Genomic DNA, 20185 nt, shown 5'->3' on the forward strand with positions numbered 1-20185 from the left:
ACTGCCTCTGTGCCGGTGGTGCGCTTAGCGATTGACCGTCGTCGGCAGCCAGGTATCGAGCAGGGCGGCCAGCTCTTCGCGCCGGAACGGCTTGGCCAGGTAGTCGCTCATGCCGGCGGCGCGGCAGCGCTCGCGTTCGTCGGACAGCGCGTTGGCGGTCAGGGCGATGATCGGCAGATCGGGCCAGCGCGCGTTGTCGCGGATGCGCCGACTGGTCTCGTAGCCGTCCATCACCGGCATGTTGCAATCCATCAGCACCAGGTCCACGTCCTCGCGCTCCAGCACCTCGAGCGCCTCGCCGCCATGTCCGGCGACCAGTACCCGGCAGCCCAGCTTGGCCAGCATGCCCTTGGCCACCAGCTGGTTGACCGGGTTGTCCTCCACCAGCAGCACCCGTGCCGAGCGCTCGCCCGGCGACTGCAGCGACGGCGTTTCCCGGGCGCTCGGCTGATCGCTGTGGAGCAGGTGGCGGAGCATCTGCAACAGGCCGGCGCGCGCCAGCGGACGGGCGATCTGCTGCAGCGGGGCGAGGCGCTGGGCCTGATCCTGCGGCAGGAAATTGCCGTAGGCGGTGACCAGTAGCACTGGCGTGCTCAGCGCCGGACGCAGGCCGAGCAGGCATTCCGGGCAGTCGCTGATCAGTAGGTCGGCCTTCACGCCATGCAGGCTGGCGTCGGTGTCCAGGCGCTGGTAGTGCAGGCCACAGGCCGGTAGCCACTGGCCGAGCATCTGCTGCAGGCCGCTGCTGGCCGGGGTCAGGGCGACGATGCGGCCATGCAGGGTCGGTTGCGCCGCCGCCTCGGCGTGCGCCGCCAGCGGCAGCTCGGCGCAGAACTCGCTGCCGAAGCCTTCCTTCGATTGCAGGCCGAGACTGCCGTGCATGGCCTCGCACAGGCGGCGGGTCAGGGCCAGGCCGAGGCCGGTGCCGCCGTATTCGCGGGTGATGCCCACCCCGGCCTGGGCGAAGGGCTGGAAGATGCGCGCCTGGGCGTCTTCGGCGATGCCGATGCCGGTGTCGCGCACGCGGATGCGCACGCCGTTCGCGCAGCGCGTCACCTGCAGGTCGACGCGGCCGAAGCGGGTGAACTTCAGCGCATTGGACAACAGGTTGCTGACGATCTGTCGCACCCGAGTCGGATCGCCCATGACCTGCGCGGGCAGGTCGGGGTCGATCAGGCAGGTCAGCTCCACCGCGCCGGCGGCGTTCTGCGACAGCAGGCTGGCGGTTTCCTCGGCCAGCACGCCGAGGTCGAAGGGAATCTGCTCCAACTCCAGCTGGCCGGCCTCGAACTTGGACAGGTCGAGGATATCGTTGAGCAGTTCCACCAGCACCTTGCCGGAATCGTGGGCGATGCCCAGTTGCTGGCGCTGTTCGGCGCTGAGCGGGCCGTCGAGGGCCAGGGCGAGCATGCCCAGCAGGCCGTTGAGCGGGGTACGGATTTCGTGGCTCATGTTGGCGAGGAACACCGAGCGGGCCTGCGCCATGTTCAATGCGGTGGTGCGCGCCACCTCCAGCTCGCGGTTGGACTGGCTGAGCCGGGCGTTGGTGGCCTTGAGCTCGGCGGTGCGGGCCGAGACGATGTTTTCCAGCTCGCTCAGGTACTGGGTCAGTCGGTCCTCGGCGTTGCGCCGCTGCTCGATCTCCTGGGCGATGCTCGACAGCTGGCGGTTGGTGACCTGCACCAGGGTGCCGATCTCGTCGCGCTCGTGGCCCTTGGGGCAGGGTACCGGGCGGTGCTGCGGATCCTGCGGGTTGCGCTCGCTCAGCGCGCGGATCACCCCGACCAGCGGCTTGGTCAGCATGAAGTAGAACAGCACCAGGAGGATCAGCGACAGCAGCAGGCTGCGGGCGAAACCGGTCAGCAGGGTCAGCAGCGAGCGGCGCAGGAAGTGGCTGCCGAAGGCATAGGTGTCCACTTCCAGGCGCAGCACGCCGAGCGCCTCGTTGGGCGCGTGGGCGACGTGGAGCGGGTCCTGGAACAGCCGCTGGGCGCCGAACAGGCTGTCGCTGAATACCCGGTAGCGGCTCTCGCTGCGCGGACGGCTGACACTGGCCAGCACCAGGCCACTGTTGTCGATCAGCTCGGCACGGGTCACCGCTGGCGAGCGCAGCAGGCCGAGCACCAGCTCCTGGGCCAGTTCGGCGTCGATGTTGTAGGCGATACGGGCGGCGGGGTTGTGGCTGATTTCCAGCAGCGCGCGAATCTCGCGGTTGATGGAGGCGTCTTCGCTGGCATAATCGACCGCCACCTGGGTGACGCTGAGCAGCGTGCCGAGGATGAACGCCACCAGCACGGTCAGGCCGGCCTGTTTGAACGACAGGCGATGGGTGAGCGAGATATCCATTGGCGGGGCGTGGTCTCTGATCCGTGGCGCCTGCCAAGCATAGCCGATAGCGACACCGCATCGGCAGGGCCCGCAGCGTGCGGCCCTGCGCAAAAGGAGCAGAGCGTGGACCCCCGATTGCAGAACTTTCTGGCGCGCGCCGAGCAGGTGCTGGCGCGTCTCGAACCGCTGTTGCCGGCGCCGCGGGCGGAGCTGGACTGGAACCAGAGCCTGGCCGCGCGCTGGCAGCGCGACGGCCGCAGCGGTTGCCTGCAACCCTTGACGGTCAGTCTGGACTTGAACCTGAGCGACCTGATCGGCATCGACGCCCAGCGCGAGCAACTGGCGCGCAACACCCGCCAGTTCGTCGCCGGTCTGCCGGCGAACCACGCGCTGCTGTGGGGCGCGCGCGGTACCGGCAAGTCGTCGCTGGTGCGCGCGTTGCTGGCCGAGCACGCGGCGGCCGGCCTGCGCCTGATCGAGATCGAGCGCGATCACCTGGCCGACCTGCCGCGCGTGGTGGAGCAACTGGCGCGGCTGCCGCAGCGCTTCGTGCTGTTCTGCGACGATCTCTCGTTCGAATCCGGCGAGGGCAACTACCGGGTGCTCAAGAGCGTGCTCGACGGCTCGCTGGAGCGGGCGCCGGACAACGTGCTGCTGTACGCCACCTCCAACCGTCGCCACCTGATGCCGGAGAAGCAGAGCGACAATGAGAACTGGCAGAGGGTCGATGGCGAGCTGCACCCCAACGAGGCGGTGGAGGACAAGATCGCCCTGTCCGACCGTTTCGGCCTGTGGCTGTCGTTCTACCCCTTCAGCCAGGAACACTACCTCGAAGTGGTGCGCCACAGGATCGAGGTGCAGGCGGCGTCGGCCGGCCTGCGTTGGCAATGGAGCGAGGCGTTGGAGAAGGCCGCGCTCCGCTGGGCCCTGGGCCGCGGCAATCGCAACGGCCGCTGCGCCTTTCAATTCGCCCGGCATTGGGTCGGGCTGCAACTCTTGGAGCAAGACGCATGATCGACCTTTCCCAGACCGGCTCCGGGCTGGACGGCTACCCGCTGCTGGCGGCGCAGCTCGAAGCGTTGCTGGCCGGCGAGCGCGACTTCATCGCCAACGCCGCGCAGTTTTCCGCCTTCCTGTTCCACGAACTGGCCGACCTGAACTGGGCCGGTTTCTACCTGGCGAAAGACGGCGAGCTGGTGCTCGGCCCGTTCCAGGGCAAGGTGGCCTGCGTGCGCATTGCCTTTGGCCGCGGCGTGTGCGGCGCGGCGGCGGCGAGCCGGCAGACCCAGCGGGTGGAGGACGTGCACGCCTTCGCCGGGCATATCGCCTGCGACAGCGCCTCCAATAGCGAGCTGGTGGTGCCGCTGCTCAAGGATGATCGGCTGATCGGCGTGCTGGATCTGGACAGCCCGTCGGTCGGGCGTTTCACTGAGGCGGATCAGGCTGGGATCGAGGCGCTGACGGCTATTTTTCTGGCCGCCAGCGACTGCTGAGCGGCCCGCAGCGCACTCTACGCCGTTCGGCCACGCCGGGCATTCCCCCTTGATATCCGCGAAACCCAAGGGTGCGCCGTGCACACCGGCGATGCCCAAGGCGCACGCGACGCGTCTCTATGGGATCTTAGGGGGAACAACGCGAAGCTTGTCCACCGATCAGCGAGCGCCGATCTTCTCTAGGGTGCGCAGTTCGCGCGGCAGCAGCTGCTGCACCGAGGCGCGCGCCTTGATTCGCGCATAGTGGCCGGCCAGGCGCGGCCAGCGTGTCGCATCCAGCGTCTCGCCGCCGTGCTGCATATTGATCAGCTGGCAGGCGAGGGCGAGGTCGGCCATGCTCAGGCGCTCGCCGACCAGATACTCGGCATGCCCCAGCACGTTTTCGAGGTAGTCGAAATGCCCCGCTAGTTTCTCCAGCGCGGCCTGTACCTTGGCCTCGTCGCAGGGTAGGCCCTGGCTCGGTTTCAGTATGCGGTTGCGGAACACGCCAAAGGTGCACAGTGGGGCGAGCTCGTAGTCGGCGTACTTTTCCAGCCAGCGGACCTGGGCGCGCCGAGCGGCGTCATCGCCATAGAGCGACGGGCATTCGGGGTAGCGTTCTTCCAGGTACTGGCAGATGACGCTGGAATCGGCCAGGGTCAGGTCGCCGTCGCGAAACGCCGGGATGCGCCCCAGCGGATTGAGCTCGCGATACCACTCGGGCTGGCCGAACGGGGTGATGACTTCCAGCTGGTAGTCCAGGCCTTTTTCCAGCAGGCACAGGCAGAGTTTGCGGACGAAGGGGGAGAGCGGTGCTCCATAGACGGTCAGGTTCATCGAAACTCCCGTTGTGGACGTCGGGTTGCAGTGCGTGCCGAACGCAGGCGCACTAGTCGTAGAGGTTCTTCTTCTTCCAGTCGTCGTCATCCAGGTTCTTCAGGCCTTCGGTGAGTTCGCTGGGTGCCTCGGTCGACGGCTGTCCCTGTTCCAGCACCAGGGCATTGGCGCGGGCCAACTGCTCCTCGAAGCGTTTCAGCTGGGTCTGGTAAAGCCCCGGTTGCGGCTGCTTGCGCAGGTACTGCACGCCGCGCTCGAAGGCCAGGCGGGCCTGGCCGGGCTGTTTCTGCTGCAGGGCCTGCTGGCCGAGGTTGCCGAAGAATTCGATATGCAGCTGCACCAGCATCTGGCGGATCTGCTGCAGCCAGTGCTTGCCCTCATTGGCGGGCAGCAGGCCGATCTGTGCCGAGCCGGTGATCAGTGCGTGCAGGTTCTCCAGGGTGAAGCGCACTTCCTTGGCCTTGGCCTCGCTGAGAATGGGTTGTGGGGCGTTGCTCACCGGAATCGATTCGCCCTGCGCCACCAGCGTTCTGAGCTCCTCGATGCGGCCCTTGAGCTCGGTATTCTGCTTGTCCAGTGGCAGCAGGCGCTCGCTCAGTTGCAACTGCAGTCGGCTGAGCAACAGCTTCAGCGGGGCGCTCATCAGTTGGCCGGGCATCGTGGTGGAGATGTCCAGGCAGCGGCGGATGCGATCATTGAGGTCGGCCTTTTGCCGGGCTCTTTCCAGCTTGTTGTTCTCGACCAGATGATTGACGTAGGCGATCACGATCAGCAAGGCGATGCCGCCGACTATCAGCAAGGTAATCACGAGTGGGGACACTGCTTGAGCCTCTCGAGTGCTGGATTTTCCGCCGAGTGTAGTGGCTTGGTCGCGAGGCTCCTAGTGCAACGTCAGCTTGTGGCCTGAAGTCTTTGATTTTAAAAATTTTTTAGAGAGTGGTTGACGGCCTTGAAAAGGCTCCATAGAATGCGCGCCACTTCCAGCGCAATGCTTGAAACAGAGCGAGGGAAGCCGGAAAAGTCGTTATGGATTCCGGGCTGCGTCCCCTTCGTCTAGTGGCCTAGGACACCGCCCTTTCACGGCGGTAACAGGGGTTCGAGTCCCCTAGGGGACGCCACTTTCCAACGTGGAAAAGTGGGTTTTAAAGCGGGAATAGCTCAGTTGGTAGAGCACGACCTTGCCAAGGTCGGGGTCGCGAGTTCGAGTCTCGTTTCCCGCTCCAAATTACGATCCTCAGGCATACCTGTCTGTGATCCTCAGAAGAAAGGAGCGAAAGCTCCTTTTTTCGTTTTCGGCGGGCCTGGTTTCCGGCCCATGTTCGGGTCGCCGCATCCGGCGAACTCTTTTCTTCGTCACGCTCCCTGGTCGACCACCCTGCTCGCGGGTCGGTTTCGGCCGGTCGCAGGTGGATCGTCATTCGCTGTGGATTAGCGATAGCGCGCCAGGATCGCCTCGAGCTCGCCGTTCTGCTTCATCTGCACCAAGGCGCGCAGCAGCGCCCGCGTCGGCACGTCCGCTGCGTCGCGGATCAGGCAGGAGATGGGGTCGGCGGCGATCTGCTGCAGGGCCTTAAGTCGCTGGCCGGCCGGTTGCTGGCGATTGAACCAGTCCAGCGCCAGGTGGCTGCTGACCGCGTAGCGATAGCGCCCGGCGTCGAGCTTCTCCAGCGCCAGCTGCTGGGTGCGGGCGTCTTCGCGTTGCACCTGGCCGCTGGCGAACAGTCGCTCCAGGCGCGGATAGCGAAAGCCCAGCACCGTACCCAGGCGCTCGCCTTCGAGATGCTCTGGCCGCAGTTCGGGTGCATTCCAGCGGCCGACGATCAGGTCCTGCTGGACCATGAACGGTACGCTCCAGACATAGCCTCGTTGCGGTTCGGCGAGCCAGGCGGGATGGACGTAGCAGCGCACGTCGATCTCGCCGCGTGCCAGCAGGCGCTGCACGCGCAGGCGCGGCAGGACCAGTTGCTCGGCGCGCCGGCCGACCTTTTGCGCCAGGCGCGCTTGCAGGTCGTAGAGAATGCCGGCGGTGGCGCGGCCATCGTCGATCTGCATCATCGGCATGCCCCAGCTATCGCTCACCGAGAAGCGCAGCGGTGGTTCGCCGGCGTGCGCGGCGGCACTCAGTAGCCAGGCGATGAACAGCAAGCGCATGGGGTCACCGCGGGGGAACAAGGGCAGGGAAGTCATCGGTCGTCACAGCTTAGCCAGGAACGCCGTGCTGGGCTCATGCTTCGGGGCGCCATAGCGGATCCTCCGCCATCAGCGCGCAGGCCCAGTCGGTGAAGGCGCGCACCCGCGCCGAGAGATGACGTGAATGGGGGTAGACCAGGCTCAGCGGCATGCCGTCCGCCTGCCAGTCCGGCAGGGGCTGTACCAGGCGTCCTTCGGCCAGGGCCTGGCGCGAGGCGGCCATGGGCAGGACGGCGAAGCCCAGGCCGGCTTCGGCGGCGGCCAGGTAGGCTTCGCCGCTGTTGAAGCGCATCGTCGGCTCCTGCTCGATGACGAACTGCTCGGCGCCGCGGCGCAGGACATTGGTTTTCTGGCGCCCGCTGGCGGGGTAGACGAAAGCCAGGTAGCGATGGGCGGGCAGTTCCTGTGGATGCGTCAGCGGCGCGCTGGCGGCCAGGTAGGCGGGCGCCGCGCACAGGCTGAAGCGCATGCGACCGATGGGCCGGCAGACCAGGTCCGGGTCGTGTACCTGGCCGCCGCGGATCGCACAGTCCACGCCCTCCTGCACCAGATCGACGACGCGCTCGCTGCTGCCGAGATCCAGGCGAATCTGCGGATAGCGGGCGACGAAGTCGGGCAGGGCCGGAATCAGCAGGAAGCGGCTGACCGGCGAGGGCATTTCCACCCGCACTCGGCCGCGGGCCAGGCTGCGGCTCTGCGACACCTGGGCCTCCAGTTCGTCGAGATCGTCGAGCACGGCGCGGGCGCGCTCGTAGTAGGCGCTGCCGTCGGTAGTCGGCGAAACCCGTCGCGTGGTGCGGTGCAGCAGCTTGATGCCGAGCTGGCTTTCGAGCGCCTGCAACTGTCCCGACACCGTGGTCTTGGCCAGGCCGAGGGCGTCGGCGGCGCGGGTGAAGCTGCCCAGTTCGACGATGCGGCAGAAGGCGCGCATCGCTTCGAGGCGATCGAATGCCATTATTGTCCGTAACTCCGTACAAAGTTTGCCTCGTAGGGTAATTTATCTCGGATCTCCTGGGTAATACAGTGCCGAACAATCCCGGCAGCTGGTCGGGCCTTACCGGAGAACGCTCATGCACAGCCATCGACTCAACTATCACCAGGCCGCCCCGCGGGTATTCGAGGCCATGCTCGGACTGGAGCGGGCCCAGGTCGACAGCTCGCTGGAGAGATCGCTGCGCGAGTTGGTCAAGGTTCGCGCCTCGCAGCTCAACGGCTGCGCCCTGTGCCTCGACATGCATGGCAGCGACGCGCTCAAGGCGCGTGAATCGGCTCGCCGCCTGCTCGCCGTCGGCACCTGGGAAGATTCGCCACTGTTCAGCGAGCGCGAGCGTGCCGCCCTGCTGTGGACCGATCACCTGAGTCTTCTGGCCCAGCGTGGTGTTCCCGAGGCGATCTACCGGGAGGTGGCCGGGCAGTTCGATGACCAGCAACTGGCCGAGCTGACCCTGTGCATCGCCACCATCAACGCCTGGAACCGCTTCGGCGTCGCCTTCGCCATGCAGCCTTGAGACGGGAGCCGCGTCATGCCCCACTGCCTGCTACACACCCGACCGCTCAGCCAGCGGCAACTCGAGGCCTTGCTGCCGCAGCAGTGGGGCGGACGTCTGCGTGCCCTGGCACCTGCAGGTGAGCGCTGGTTGCTGAGGCTGGACGAAAGCGAGGCGCAAGGTCTCGCTGCGCTGCTGACCAGCGCCTGGCTGCGACGCTTGGTCTGTGCTGCTTGCTGAAGCGCCGTGCCGGGTCGAGTTCGCGCCGTTCGCCTGGTGCCCCGCGCCGGCTCATCGGGGCCGTGGGCGAGACCCGCAGCGGCCCGGCGCGGACGGATGCGTGGCGCGTCACATGCGCATCGCTACTGCGGCTGTCCGCGTAGCGGACGAACCCCCCATGCCTGTGGCACACTCTGCCGACCGCGACGGCGGCCGCCCCGCCCGGCATCCGAGGCCGCCGTCGCCAACCGGATTCCGCCCGCGGCCCTGCCGGGGCGTACTGCCCAAATTGGCCGCTCGGCGCGGCGCAGAAGAAGAGGAATGACCGTGCATAACGTCGTGATCAGTGGTACCGGCCTGTATACCCCGGCCAACAGCATTTCCAACGACGAACTGGTGGCATCCTTCAATGCCTATGTGCAGCAATTCAACGACGCCAACGCCGAGGCCATCGCCCGTGGCGAGACCGAAGCGCTGACCGAGTCGAGCAGCGCGTTCATCGAGAAGGCCTCGGGTATCAAGAGTCGCTTCGTCATCGACAAGGCTGGCATCCTCGATCCGCAGCGCATGGTGCCGCGCATCCCCGAGCGCTCCAACGATCAGTGGGGCATCCTCTGCGAGATGTCCGTGGCGGCGGCCAGGCAGGCCCTGGAGCGCGCCGGTCGCAGCGTCGCCGATATCGACGGGGTGATAGTCGCCTGTTCCAACCTGCAGCGCGCCTACCCGGCGGTGGCCATCGAGGTACAGGCCGCGCTCGGCATCGATGGCTGGGGCTACGACATGAACGTGGCCTGCTCCTCGGCCACCTTCGGCATCCAGGCAGCCACCAATGCGGTGAAGACCGGCCAGGCGCGTGCGATCCTGATGGTCAACCCGGAAATCTGCACCGGCCACCTGAACTTCCGTGACCGTGACAGCCACTTCATCTTCGGCGATGCGGCCACCGCGGTGATCATCGAGCGCGCCGACCAGGCCACCTCCAAGCACCAGTTCGACGTCGTCGGCACCAAGCTGCTGACCCAGTTCTCCAACAACATCCGCAACAACTTCGGCTTTCTCAACCGGGCCGCGGAAGAGGGCGTGGGTGCGCGCGACAAATTGTTCGTCCAGGAAGGCCGCAAGGTGTTCAAGGACGTCTGCCCGATGGTGGCCGAGCTGATCGCCGCGCACCTGGCAGAGAACCAGCTGAACGTCGGTGACGTCAAGCGCTTCTGGCTGCACCAGGCCAACCTCAACATGAACCTGCTGATCGCACGCAAGCTGCTCGGTCGCGATGCCGAGCCGCACGAGGCGCCGGTGATCCTCGACACCTATGCCAACACCAGTTCGGCCGGCTCGGTGATCGCCCTGCACAAGCATCAGGACGACCTGGCGGCGGGCAGCCTCGGTGTGCTCAGCTCGTTCGGCGCCGGTTATTCCATCGGCAGCGTGATCCTGCGCAAGCGCTGAGCGCCGTGGCGGTTGTGGTGCGCGTAGCGCAGCCTGCGGGGGAGGCATGAGCGATTCCGATCTGCTGGGACGTCTGCTCGCCGGCGAGCAGCAGGCCTACCGCGAGCTGGTCGCCCGCTATCAGGGGGCGATGCGTGCGGTGGCCTACGCCATAGTCGGCAGCCGCCACGCCGATGAGGTGGTGCAGGACGCCTGGCTCGCGGTGGTGCGGGGGCTGGATGGTTTCCAGGGGCGCGCCAGCCTGAAGACCTGGCTGCTGACCATCACCGCCAATGCCGCCAAGACCCGCCTCAAGCACAACCGTCGCGAGGTGTTGCTGGACGACCTGCCGGGCCCGCACGGCAGCGTCGGCGAGGAGCGTTTCGCCGAGGATGGCCACTGGCTGCTGGCACCGCACGCCTGGCACCAGGACAGCCCCGAAGCCCTGCTGAGCGAGGACGAACTGCGCCAGTGCCTGGAAAAGACCCTGGCCAGCCTGTCCGAGCTGCAGGCCAGCGTGCTGGTGCTGCGCGAGCGCCAGGGACTGGAGCTGGAGGCGATCTGTAATCTTCTGGAAATCTCGCTCTCCAATGTGCGGGTGCTGTTGCACCGGGCGCGTCTGAAAGTCTTCGCCACCCTGGAGCATTTCGAGGAGACCGGGCAATGCTGAACTGCAAGGACCTGGTGGCCCAGTCCAGCGATTTTCTCGATGGGCAACTGAGCCTGCGTCAGCGTCTGGCGGTGCGCGCTCACCTGGCCATGTGCGTGCATTGCCGGCGCTTCATCCGTCAGTTGCGCCTGAGTCAGGCCGTGTTGCGTCATTTGCCGGAGGAGCAGGTGCCCGAACTCGATGCCCTGGCCGAGCGCCTGGCCGAGGCGCGGCGCAACGCCCGCTGAGCGCGACTGCGCCGTTGCAGGCGGGCTTCAGTCGTCGCGCAAGGCCTCGAGCCACTCCTGCGGCACGTCGCGCTTGAGCGCCAGCTGGCACTGCTGACTGTCCGCATCGAAGACGATCACCGCCTCGCCCTTGTCGAGGGCGCGGCGCACCCGTTGCACGCGGGTTGGTAGCGGGGTTTCGTCGCCGTTGTCGGTACCCTCGCGGGTGACGAAGTCCTCGATCAGGGCGGTGAGGGTGTCGGCTTGCAGCAGGTGGGCGGGGATCAGCACGGCGGGTCGGCTCCAGTCAGGCGGCGCCTATGCTAGTGGGCCTGGCGCCAATAAGCCATGGCCCGGCCATGGTGATCAGCGCTCGTCGGGTGCGCCGTGCGCCGCGCATGATGCGTGCGGTAGCCAGCGCCGATCAGACGCTGTGCACGCTGAGAAAGCGCTCCAGGGTGCTGTAGAGCAGGGCGCTGTCCAGTGGTTTGCCGAGGAAATCGTCCATCCCGGCCTCCAGGCCGTGCTGGCGGTGTTCGTCGAGAATATGCGCGGTGAGAGCGACGATGGGCACCGCCGCCAGCTGCCGGTCGCGCTCAAGCTTGCGGATCTGCCGGGTGGCCTCGAAACCGTCCATCTCCGGCATCTCGCAGTCCATCAGGATCAGGTGAACGGCGTTGGGGTCGCGGCTGTATTCCTCCACCGCGGCCTGGCCGTGGGTCACCAGGCGTACGCTGTAGCCGCGCTTCTTGAGAAAGCCCTGAACCACCAGCTGATTCACCGGATTGTCCTCGGCGACCAGGATGCAGGGCGTGCCATCGCGGTGGTTGCGCACCTCGCGCACCAGTTGATGGACCTGGGCCCGCGGTTCCTCGTACAGCTCGCCGAGGGCATGGCGCAGGGTGTTGATAGCCATCGGCTGGGCCAGGTGCTGCAGGCGCAGGCCATGGCCGCCGGGTAACTGCTGGCAGGCTTCCGGCGGGCAGACCAGCAGCACGCGCTGTTGCGGTTGCAGCCTGGGCCTGAGCGATTCGAGCCAGTGCTTGACGCTGCCCGGCCAGGGTGCCATCAGCACCAGCAGCGGCGGCGTGGTGAAGTCCTGCAAATAGTCCAGCAGGCGCTCCGGCGTCTGGCAGCGCTCGGTGCGCATGCCCCAGCGGCCGAGCAGGCGGCTGGCGGCGTCGAGGCCGAGGCCGTCGAGCGAGGCGAGCAAAACGGTGCGCCCGGCGACCAGTTGAGTGAGCGGGTCGGGCTGGTCGGTTTCGTCGAGCAGCGGGATGTCGAAGGCGAAGCGGGTACCCTGGCCAGGGGTGCTCTGCACCTCGATGCGTCCGCCCATCATCTCCACCAGCTCCTTGCTGATGGCCAGGCCGAGGCCGCTGCCGCCATAGCGGCGGGTGGTGCTGGAATCGCCCTGGGCGAAGGATTCGAACAACTGGGCCAGCGCCTGCTCGTTGATGCCGATGCCGCTGTCGCTCACGGCGAACACCAGATGCGGCCGGCCGTGGCTGTCGCTGCGGCGGCTGACGCCGATCGCCACATGGCCTTCGGCGGTGAACTTCAGGGCGTTGCTCAGAAGGTTCATCAGCACCTGCTTGAGCCGCGTCGGGTCGCCCTGGATGCGCCGCGGCACGCCGCCTTCGAGGCTGACGTAGAGGCGCAGGCGCTTGTCCAGAGCCTGGCCGGTGAACAGGCTGAGGGTCTCGGAAATCAGCTCCTCGAGGTCGAACTCGATCTGCTCCAGGCTGAGCTTGCCGGACTCGATGCGAGCGTAGTCGAGGATGTCGTTGATCACCGCCATCAGCGAACTGCCGGAGCTGGAGATGGTGTCGACGTAGAAGCGCTGGCTGCGGTCCAGCGGGGTTTCCCGGAGCAACTGCAGCATGCCCAGCACGCCGTTGAGCGGGGTGCGGATCTCATGGCTCATCTTGGCCAGGAAACGGCTCTTGGCCTGGCTGTCGAACTCGGCCTGCTCGGCGGCGCGGCGCGAGCGGAAGCCTTCCTCCTTGAGCAGGTTGATGCGATCGGCCAGGCCGATCGACAGAGTGATCAGCTCGATGGTGACGCCGATCTTCACCACCGTGGCGCCGAACACGCCGAGCATCTCCAGCCCCAGCGAACCGGTGGTGGCCTGGATGAAGGCGAACAGCAGGATGGCCCAGGCCAGCGTGTAGTAGGAGCCGTAGCGCACGCCGCGGCGCCAGACATAGAGGCCGGTGAGCAGCAACGCCAGCGAGACCAGCGAGACGGTGACGCTGGCCAGGATGTTCCAGGCGCCTAGGCCGACCAGTGGCACCGACAGGAGGATGCCGGCGCAGACCAGCATCAGCAGGCGCAGGCCGGTGTCCAGGCGCGGGAAATACTGGCGCGCATGCAGGAAATGGCGGCTGAACTGGATGGCGGTGAGGCAGTGCAGGTACATCAGCAGGTAGATGCTCACCGACTGGAACGTCACGTGTTCGGGCATCAGCTTGAACAGCATGCCGTCGAAGGAAGCGGCGAGCAGGCCGACGTTGAGGTTGTAGGCCAGGTACCAGAAGTAGGCCGCTTCGCGCAGCGACAGGTAGAGGAACAGGTTGTAGCAGAACATGGCGAACAGCACGCCGTAGAAGGCGCCGTTGAAGCCCATGAGATTTTCCTGGGCGGCGGCGCTGGCGCCGTAGGTGCTGAAGAACAGCGGCACGAACACCGTGCTGGTAGTCTCCACCCGCACCAGCAGGGTGCTGACGCCGGGCTCGAGCTGCAGCGGAAACCAGAAGTTGCGCACCTGCACCGGCCGTTGCGAGAAGGCGTAGCGGTCGCCGCTCTCCTGCTCCTGCAGCGTGCCGTCGGGGCCGGCGAGGAAGATCTGCAGATGGTCGAGCAGCGGGTAGTTGACCTCCAGGTAGCCGCCCAGGCCCTGTTGCAGGGCATTGTCCAGGCGCACCCGGAACCACCAGACGGAAGCGTTCTTGCCCTTGTTGGCGTGTTCGCCCTCGATGCGGCGAAACGCCTCGTCGCCCAGCGCCAATACCTGTTCGGCGCTCAGCTCGCCGCTGGCATCCTCGTGATAGCCGGCATAGGGCGCCAGCGACAGGCGCAGATCATCACTGGCCAGCGGCGCGGGTTGCGCTGCCCAGGTCGGGCAGGCCAGCCAGAACAGAAGCAGAGCCAGACAGAGACGAGGCATCCGAGAACCTCAATGGGCCACACCAAGGGGGCACGTGCGGCCCCCTGTCCTTTGGCGTCACTTTGCCCTTATGCGCGGGCCCCATCAAGCGTCCCGATCATGCTGGCCGAGCAGGCTGTCCACGGGCGGGACGCGCGTCTCGCTTTCCATCTGCGCATCGTGCTCCAGCTGATGGCTGAAGCGTTCCAGTGAACTCTGCGCCGGCTGCGCGTCGCTGGCGAATACCGGTGGGCTGAGCACGTAGGCGGTGAGCAGGCGGGTGAGCGACTTGAGGCTGTCGAGGTGGGTGCGTTCGTAGCCGTGAGTGGCGTCGCAGCCGAAGGCCAGCAGGGCAGTGCGAATGTCGTGGCCGGCGGTGATCGCCGACTGCGCGTCGCTGTGGTAGTAGCGGAACAGGTCGCGGCGCACCGGGATCTCGTGTTCGGCGCTCAGGCGCAGCAGCTGGCGCGACAGGTGATAGTCGTAGGGGCCGCCGGAATCCTGCATGGCCACGCTGACGGCGTGCTCGCTGGATTGCTGGCCGGGTGCGACCGGAGCGATGTCGATGCCGACGAACTCGCTGACGTCCCAGGGCAGGGCGGCGGCGGCGCCGGAGCCGACCTCCTCGGTGATGGTGAACAGCGGGTGGCAGTCGATCAGCGGCTGCTGGCCGCTGTCGCGGATGGCCTTGAGCGAGGTGAGCAGGGCGGCGACGCCGGCCTTGTCGTCGAGATGGCGAGCGCTGATATGGCCGCTCTCGGAGAACTCCGGCAGGGGATCGAAGGCGACGAAGTCGCCCACCGCGATACCCAGCGACTCGCAATCGGCGCGGGTGGTGGCGTAGGCGTCGAGGCGCAGCTCGATGTGGTCCCAGCTGATCGGCAGCTTGTCCACCTCGGTATTGAAGGCGTGCCCGGACGCCATCAGCGGCAGCACGCTGCCGCGCAGCACGCCCTGGTCGGTGAACACGCTCACCCGGCTGCCCTCGGCGAAGCGGCTCGACCAGCAGCCCACCGGCGCCAGGCCGAGGCGGCCGTTGTCCTGTATCTCGCGGACGATGGCGCCAATGGTGTCCAGATGCGCCGAGACCGCGCGGTCGAATCGCTCGTACTCGCTCTGGCGCCCGCGCAGGGTGGCGCGGATGGTGCCGCGACGGGTCAGCTCGAAGGGAATCTGCAGCTCGTCGAGCCGCTCGGCGACGTAGCGCACGATGGTGTCGGTGAAGCCGGTCGGGCTGGGGATGGCGAGCATCTCCAGCAGCACCTTCTGCAGGTAGTCGAGGTCGGGTTCGGGTAGTTGCGGCATTAAGGACTCCTCGGCGTTGCCATTGCCCCTCGCCCGTTTACGGGAGGGGGGAGGGAGAGGGCTACCGATCAGCGCTCAGCTGATCACCTGGCTCAGCGGGAACAGCAGATCGACGAAGCGCTCGGCGGTCGGCTGTGGTTCGTGGTTGGCCAGCCCGGCGCGCTCGTTGGCCTCGATGAACACATGCTGCGGCTGGTCGGCGGCCGGCACCAGCAGGTCGAGGCCGACCACCGGGATCTCCAGGGCGCGCGCGGCCTTGATCGCCGCCTCACGCAGGCTCGGGTGGAGGATCGCGGTGACGTCCTCCAGGGTACCGCCGGTGTGCAGGTTGGCGGTCTTGCGCACGGTCAGGCGCTGGCCCGCGGGCAGAACGCTGGCGTAATCGAGGCCGGCGCCGTGCAGGGTGCGCAGGGTTTCGGCGTCCTTGGGAATGCGGCTTTCGCCGCCGGTGGCGGCCTGGCGTCGGCGGCTCTGCGCGTCGATCAGCGCGCCGACGCTGTGGCGGCCGTCGCCGATGATCTCGGCCGGGCGGCGGATGGCCGCGGCGACCACCTGGTAGCCGATCACCAGCACGCGCAGGTCGTGGCCCTGGTGGAAGCTTTCCAGCAGCACGCGCTGGTCGAACACGCGGGCGCGCTCGATGGCGTCCTGCACCTCGCCCGGCGTGCGCAGGTCGACCGCCACGCCCTGGCCCTGCTCGCCATCGACCGGCTTGACCACCACGGCGCCGTGTTCGGCGAGGAAGGCGGCATTATCCTCCGCGCTGCCGGCCAGGCGCTGCGCCGGTACGGCGAGGCCGGCGCGGCTGAGGGCGCGGTGGGTCAGGCGCTTGTCCTGGCACAGGGTCATGCTCACCGCGCTGGTCAGGTCGGTCAGCGACTCGCGGCAGCGGATGCGCCGGCCGCCGTGGCTGAGGGTGAACAGGCCGGCCTCGGCGTCGTCGACCTGTACCTCGATGCCGCGGCGCAGGGCTTCGTCGACGATGATGCGGGCATAGGGGTTGAGCTCGGCCCGCGGGCCGGGGCCGAGGAACAGCGGCTGGTTGATGCCGTTCTTGCGCTTGAGGCTGAAGGTCTGCAGCTCGCGAAAGCCCAGCTTGGCGTAGAGCTTCTTGGCCTGGCGGTTGTCGTGCAAGACGGAAAGGTCAAGATAACTGAGCCCACGGCTCATAAAGTGTTCGACGAGATGGCGCACCAGCACCTCGCCGACCCCGGGACGGCTGCACTGCGGGTTCACCGCCAGGCACCAGAGGCTGCTGCCGTTCTCCGGATCGTGGAAGGCGCGCTGGTGGTTCAGGCCCATGACGCTGCCGATCACCGCGCCGCTGTCCTCGTCCTCGGCCAGCCAGTAGGTCGGGCCGCCTTGGTTATAGGGGGTGAGCTTGGCTGGGTCGATCGGCAGCATGCCGCGCATCTGGTACAGGCAGTTGATCGCCTGCCAGTCCGCCTCGTTCTGCGCGCGGCGGATGCGGAAGCCGCGGAAGCCGCGGCGCGCCGGTCGGTAGTCGGTGAACCACAGGCGCAGGGTGTCGGAGGGGTCGAGGAACAGCTGCTGCGGCGCCTGGGCCAGCACCTGGTGGGGGGCGGCGACGTACAGCGCGATGTCGCGCTCGCCGGGCCGTTCGTCGAGCAGGGCGGCGGCCAGCTCGCCGGCATCGGGATAGGTATGGCCGATCAGCAGGCGGCCCCAGCCGCAATGCACCGCGATGGGCTGGCTGGGATTGGCGCTGTGCTCCTCGGCCAGGCGTGCCTGCAGGCGTTCGTAGGAGGGGGTCTGGCCGCGCAGCAGGCGCTGATTGTAGGCAGTGGCGCGCATGGAAATTGTCCTTTTGTCCTCGTTCGCTACGTCCGGTCTGTGCCGGGGCGTGAGTTCGTGCCGCGGCCGGCCCGGATCGCATCCGGGCGACGCGGCGTCGCTACAGTCCCTGTTCGCTCAGCCACAGGTTGAGCGCCGCCAGTTGCCACAGCTTGGAGCCGCGTAGCGGCGTCAGGTGCTTGTGCGGGTCGGTCAGCAGCTGGTCGAGCATGGCCGGGTTGAACAGGCCGCGATCCTGGCTGGGGTCGAGCAGCAGGTCGCGCACCCAGCCGAGGGTGGCGCCTTCCAGGTGCTTGAGTCCGGGTACCGGGAAATAGCCCTTGGGCCGGTCGATCACCTCGCCGGGGATCACCTGGCGCGCCGCCTCCTTGAGCACGTGCTTGCCACCGTCCGGTAGCTTGAAGCGCGCCGGAATACGCGCCGACAGTTCCACCAGGCGGTAGTCGAGGAACGGTGTGCGTGCCTCCAGGCCCCAGGCCATGGTCATGTTGTCGACGCGCTTGACCGGGTCGTCGACCAGCATCACGGTGCTGTCCAGGCGCAACGCCTTGTCCACGGCGGCGGTCGCGCCGGGGGCGGCGAAATGTTCACGGACGAAGTCGCCGGCCATGTCGCCGGTCAGCCACTGCGGCTGCACGCAGGCGGCGTACTCGTCGTAGTCGCGGTCGAAGAAGGCCGCGCGGTAGGCGGCGAAGGCGTCGTCGGCGCCGTCCACCTGCGGGTACCAGTGGTAGCCGGCGAACAGCTCGTCGGCGCCCTGGCCGCTCTGCACCACCTTGCAGTGCTTGGCCACCTCGCGCGACAGCAGGTAGAAGGCGATGCAGTCGTGGCTGACCATCGGCTCGCTCATGGCGCGGAACGCCGCCGGCAACTGCTCGATGATCTCGTGCTCGTCGATGCGCAGTTGGTGGTGGCGGGTGGCGAAGCGTTCGGCGATCAGGTCCGAGTACTGGAACTCGTCGCCACGCTCGCCGCCGGCATCCTGGAAGCCGATGGAGAAGGTCAGCAGATTCTCTACCCCGGCCTCGCGCAGCAGGCCGACCAGCAGGCTCGAGTCGACGCCGCCGGACAGCAGCACGCCGACATCCACCGCGGCGCGCTGGCGGATCGACACCGCCTCGCGCATGCCGTCCAGCACCTGCTCGCGCCAGTCGTCCAGGGTGAAGGGGATTTCCTCGCGCTGCGGGCCGAACTCCAGCTGCCACCAGCTCTGCTGCTGGCAGTTGCCGTCGGCATCGATGCGCAGCCAGGTGGCCGGCGGCAGCTTCTCCACGCCGGCGAGGATGGTGCGCGGCGCCGGCACCACGGCGTGGAAGTTCAGGTAATGGTTGAGCGCGACGGGATCGAGGGTCCTGGCGATATCGCCGCCGGCGAGCAGGGCGGGCAACGAGGAGGCGAAGCGCAGGCGCTCGCCGGTGCGCGACAGGTACAGCGGCTTGACGCCGAGACGGTCGCGGGCGATGAACAGTTGCTGGCGGTCGCGCTCCCACACGGCGAAGGCGAACATGCCGTTGAGCTTGGGCAGCAGTTTTTCGCCCCAGGCGTGGTAGCCCTTGAGCAGCACCTCGGTGTCGCCGCCGGAGAAGAAGCGGTAGCCCAGCGCCTGCAGTTCGGCACGCAGCTCCGGGTAGTTGTAGATGGCGCCGTTGAATACCATCGACAGGCCCAGCTCGCTATCGATCATCGGCTGGCCGGAGGCTTCGGCCAGGTCCATGATCTTCAGACGGCGATGGCCGAGGGCGACGGGGCCCTGGCTATGAAAGCCGTGGGCGTCGGGGCCGCGAGGGGCCAGGTGGTGGGTGATGCGTTCGACTGCCGCCAGGTCCGCGGGGCGTCGATCAAAACGTAGTTCTCCAGCTATTCCGCACATATTTTCCTTACCGGTATTGCCGTTGGGGAGTGGCTCGGCGCTGGCCGAGCCTTTTACACCAAAACAAATAAATGCTTTTATGTCAAAGTTTTGCTGGCTATAAATTGGTGTTTATGAGTGATAAAAAAGTTCCTGTTGAAATAGATTTGTCATCTGTCATGGCTTTCGAAATGCCCCTGTTCCAGGCCCTGCGTCGCTTGCAGCAGGCGGGGGAGGTGCATGCCAAACGTCTGGCTCGTTTCGGTGGCCTGACCCCGATGCAACTGATGATCCTGCAGGTGCTGGCCAGCGAGACGCGCCTGACCGCCAGTGCTCTCAGCGGACGGGTCAGCCTCACCGCGGCCACGCTCTCCGGCATGCTCGATCGCCTCGAGGAGCGCGGTCTGTTGCAGCGTCAACGCGACGACCAGGACCGTCGCCGCCAGTGGCTGCTGATCAGCGATGCCGGCCGCGAGCTGATTCGCCAGGCGCCCTCGCTGATGCCGCCTGAGTTCAACCGTCGTTTCGCCGCGTTGGCCGAGTGGGAGCGCCATGCCCTGACCGCCGCGCTGCTGCGCGCCGCCGAGCTGTGCGGGGAGATGGACTGAACCCTGGCGATGGCTTCGTGGGGAGGACGCGGCAAAACCGCTTTTTTCAGAAAAAATTCAAGCAGGGTGTTGACTTAGCTTAGCCGCCTGCATAAAGTGCGCGCCTCGCTAAGGCACATGGGTGGTTAGCTCAGCCGGGAGAGCATCTGCCTTACAAGCAGAGGGTCGGCGGTTCGATCCCGTCACCACCCACCATAGCGAATTCGGACGCAAGTCCGGCCGACGCGCAGCGGTAGTTCAGTCGGTTAGAATACCGGCCTGTCACGCCGGGGGTCGCGGGTTCGAGTCCCGTCCGCTGCGCCATTATTCTCCAGTGCGAGTTCGCTCGGGCTGAGATGGCAAACCTCTAGAGGTGCCATCAGACGTGCAACAGAGTTCCTTGGACGCAAGTCCAGCCGACACGCAGCGGTAGTTCAGTCGGTTAGAATACCGGCCTGTCACGCCGGGGGTCGCGGGTTCGAGTCCCGTCCGCTGCGCCATATGAAAACCCGTTGATCGCAAGATCAACGGGTTTTTTCTTGTCTGCGACTTTTCGTCATCTTGTCTTCATCCGCCCGTCGTAGCCTGCTAGGGGCCGAACGACTGGAAATGCAGGAGATAGACGATGGACGACTACCAGGAAG

Annotated in this window: 18 protein-coding genes and 5 tRNA genes; 13 read left to right on the forward strand and 10 right to left on the reverse strand. The window is 66.9% G+C overall.

Features of this window, described 5'->3' with window-relative positions; genetic code table 11:
* Window positions 1-24: 24 nt before the first annotated feature.
* Window positions 25-2346: a response regulator gene (locus ACUTAF_RS06315; RefSeq protein WP_445579172.1), complete on the reverse strand. Its 2322-nt coding sequence runs from the start codon at window positions 2344-2346 to the stop codon at window positions 25-27.
* Window positions 2347-2451: 105 nt separating this feature from the next.
* Here ACUTAF_RS06315 and ACUTAF_RS06320 point away from each other — a divergent pair, with 105 nt between their 5' ends.
* Both ACUTAF_RS06320 and ACUTAF_RS06325 read left to right on the forward strand, forming a co-directional pair.
* A complete protein-coding gene (locus ACUTAF_RS06320) occupies window positions 2452-3342 on the forward strand; it encodes an ATP-binding protein (RefSeq protein ID WP_445579173.1) in 891 nt (296 codons plus the stop codon).
* Entirely contained in the window at window positions 3339-3821 is a 483-nt protein-coding gene (locus ACUTAF_RS06325; RefSeq protein ID WP_445579174.1) for a GAF domain-containing protein, read from the forward strand. The genes ACUTAF_RS06320 and ACUTAF_RS06325 overlap by 4 nt, the downstream gene beginning before the upstream one ends.
* Window positions 3822-3980: 159 nt before the next feature.
* Here the strand turns inward: ACUTAF_RS06325 and ACUTAF_RS06330 are convergent, their stop codons facing one another.
* A complete protein-coding gene (locus ACUTAF_RS06330; protein WP_445579175.1) occupies window positions 3981-4637 on the reverse strand; it encodes a glutathione S-transferase family protein in 657 nt (218 codons plus the stop codon).
* 52 nt (window positions 4638-4689) lie between these two features.
* The gene (locus tag ACUTAF_RS06335; protein WP_445579176.1) at window positions 4690-5457 is read right to left on the reverse strand and encodes a hypothetical protein; all 768 of its coding nucleotides are present in this window, start codon (window positions 5455-5457) and stop codon (window positions 4690-4692) included.
* A 222-nt stretch (window positions 5458-5679) separates the two neighbouring features.
* Here ACUTAF_RS06335 and ACUTAF_RS06340 point away from each other — a divergent pair.
* A tRNA-Glu gene (locus tag ACUTAF_RS06340) sits at window positions 5680-5755 on the forward strand.
* Between the two features lie 29 nt (window positions 5756-5784).
* Window positions 5785-5860 (forward strand) — tRNA-Gly (locus ACUTAF_RS06345).
* 205 nt (window positions 5861-6065) lie between these two features.
* On the opposite strand, the gene ACUTAF_RS06350 is transcribed toward ACUTAF_RS06345, so the two are convergent.
* Complete coding sequence (locus tag ACUTAF_RS06350; RefSeq protein ID WP_445579177.1) at window positions 6066-6788, reverse strand: substrate-binding periplasmic protein; 723 nt, start codon at window positions 6786-6788, stop codon at window positions 6066-6068.
* A gap of 73 nt (window positions 6789-6861) precedes the next feature.
* Window positions 6862-7782 (reverse strand): LysR substrate-binding domain-containing protein, encoded by a 921-nt coding sequence (locus tag ACUTAF_RS06355; RefSeq protein WP_445579178.1) that lies wholly within the window; start codon window positions 7780-7782, stop codon window positions 6862-6864.
* 115 nt (window positions 7783-7897) lie between these two features.
* On the opposite strand from ACUTAF_RS06355, the gene ACUTAF_RS06360 reads away from it, so the two are divergent.
* From ACUTAF_RS06360 to ACUTAF_RS06380, 5 genes are all read left to right on the forward strand, one after another.
* Window positions 7898-8335, forward strand: coding sequence for a carboxymuconolactone decarboxylase family protein (locus tag ACUTAF_RS06360; RefSeq protein WP_445579179.1), 438 nt, complete (start codon window positions 7898-7900; stop codon window positions 8333-8335).
* A gap of 15 nt (window positions 8336-8350) precedes the next feature.
* Window positions 8351-8554, forward strand: a complete 204-nt coding sequence (locus ACUTAF_RS06365; RefSeq protein ID WP_445579180.1) for a hypothetical protein — start codon at window positions 8351-8353, stop codon at window positions 8552-8554.
* Between the two features lie 306 nt (window positions 8555-8860).
* Entirely contained in the window at window positions 8861-9982 is a 1122-nt protein-coding gene (locus ACUTAF_RS06370; RefSeq protein ID WP_445582410.1) for a beta-ketoacyl-ACP synthase III, read from the forward strand.
* A 46-nt stretch (window positions 9983-10028) separates the two neighbouring features.
* Entirely contained in the window at window positions 10029-10631 is a 603-nt protein-coding gene (locus ACUTAF_RS06375; RefSeq protein ID WP_445579181.1) for an RNA polymerase sigma factor, read from the forward strand.
* Window positions 10625-10858 carry an anti-sigma factor family protein gene (locus tag ACUTAF_RS06380; protein WP_445579182.1) on the forward strand — a complete coding sequence of 78 codons (234 nt, stop codon included), beginning with the start codon at window positions 10625-10627 and terminating at the stop codon, window positions 10856-10858. Before ACUTAF_RS06375 ends, ACUTAF_RS06380 begins: the two co-directional genes overlap by 7 nt.
* A gap of 27 nt (window positions 10859-10885) precedes the next feature.
* Here the strand turns inward: ACUTAF_RS06380 and ACUTAF_RS06385 are convergent, their stop codons facing one another.
* The 5 genes from ACUTAF_RS06385 to ACUTAF_RS06405 all read right to left on the reverse strand — a co-directional run bounded on the left by ACUTAF_RS06385 (window position 10886) and on the right by ACUTAF_RS06405 (window position 18975).
* Window positions 10886-11128, reverse strand: coding sequence for a YheU family protein (locus tag ACUTAF_RS06385; RefSeq protein WP_445579183.1), 243 nt, complete (start codon window positions 11126-11128; stop codon window positions 10886-10888).
* Window positions 11129-11261: 133 nt separating this feature from the next.
* Window positions 11262-14006 (reverse strand): hybrid sensor histidine kinase/response regulator, encoded by a 2745-nt coding sequence (locus ACUTAF_RS06390; protein ID WP_445579184.1) that lies wholly within the window; start codon window positions 14004-14006, stop codon window positions 11262-11264.
* 84 nt (window positions 14007-14090) lie between these two features.
* Entirely contained in the window at window positions 14091-15290 is a 1200-nt protein-coding gene (locus ACUTAF_RS06395; RefSeq protein ID WP_445579185.1) for an osmoprotectant NAGGN system M42 family peptidase, read from the reverse strand.
* Window positions 15291-15365: 75 nt separating this feature from the next.
* Window positions 15366-17105: an N-acetylglutaminylglutamine synthetase gene (gene ngg, locus ACUTAF_RS06400; protein WP_445579186.1), complete on the reverse strand. Its 1740-nt coding sequence runs from the start codon at window positions 17103-17105 to the stop codon at window positions 15366-15368.
* 100 nt (window positions 17106-17205) lie between these two features.
* Entirely contained in the window at window positions 17206-18975 is a 1770-nt protein-coding gene (locus tag ACUTAF_RS06405; RefSeq protein WP_445579187.1) for an N-acetylglutaminylglutamine amidotransferase, read from the reverse strand.
* Between the two features lie 113 nt (window positions 18976-19088).
* Here ACUTAF_RS06405 and ACUTAF_RS06410 point away from each other — a divergent pair, with 113 nt between their 5' ends.
* The 4 genes from ACUTAF_RS06410 to ACUTAF_RS06425 all read left to right on the forward strand — a co-directional run bounded on the left by ACUTAF_RS06410 (window position 19089) and on the right by ACUTAF_RS06425 (window position 20041).
* The gene (locus tag ACUTAF_RS06410; protein WP_445579188.1) at window positions 19089-19562 is read left to right on the forward strand and encodes a MarR family winged helix-turn-helix transcriptional regulator; all 474 of its coding nucleotides are present in this window, start codon (window positions 19089-19091) and stop codon (window positions 19560-19562) included.
* A gap of 119 nt (window positions 19563-19681) precedes the next feature.
* Window positions 19682-19757: transfer RNA gene (locus tag ACUTAF_RS06415), tRNA-Val, on the forward strand.
* A gap of 31 nt (window positions 19758-19788) precedes the next feature.
* Window positions 19789-19865 (forward strand) — tRNA-Asp (locus tag ACUTAF_RS06420).
* Between the two features lie 99 nt (window positions 19866-19964).
* Window positions 19965-20041: transfer RNA gene (locus ACUTAF_RS06425), tRNA-Asp, on the forward strand.
* Window positions 20042-20185 lie beyond the last annotated feature (144 nt).

The organism is Pseudomonas sp. SP16.1 (genome assembly GCF_052682975.1).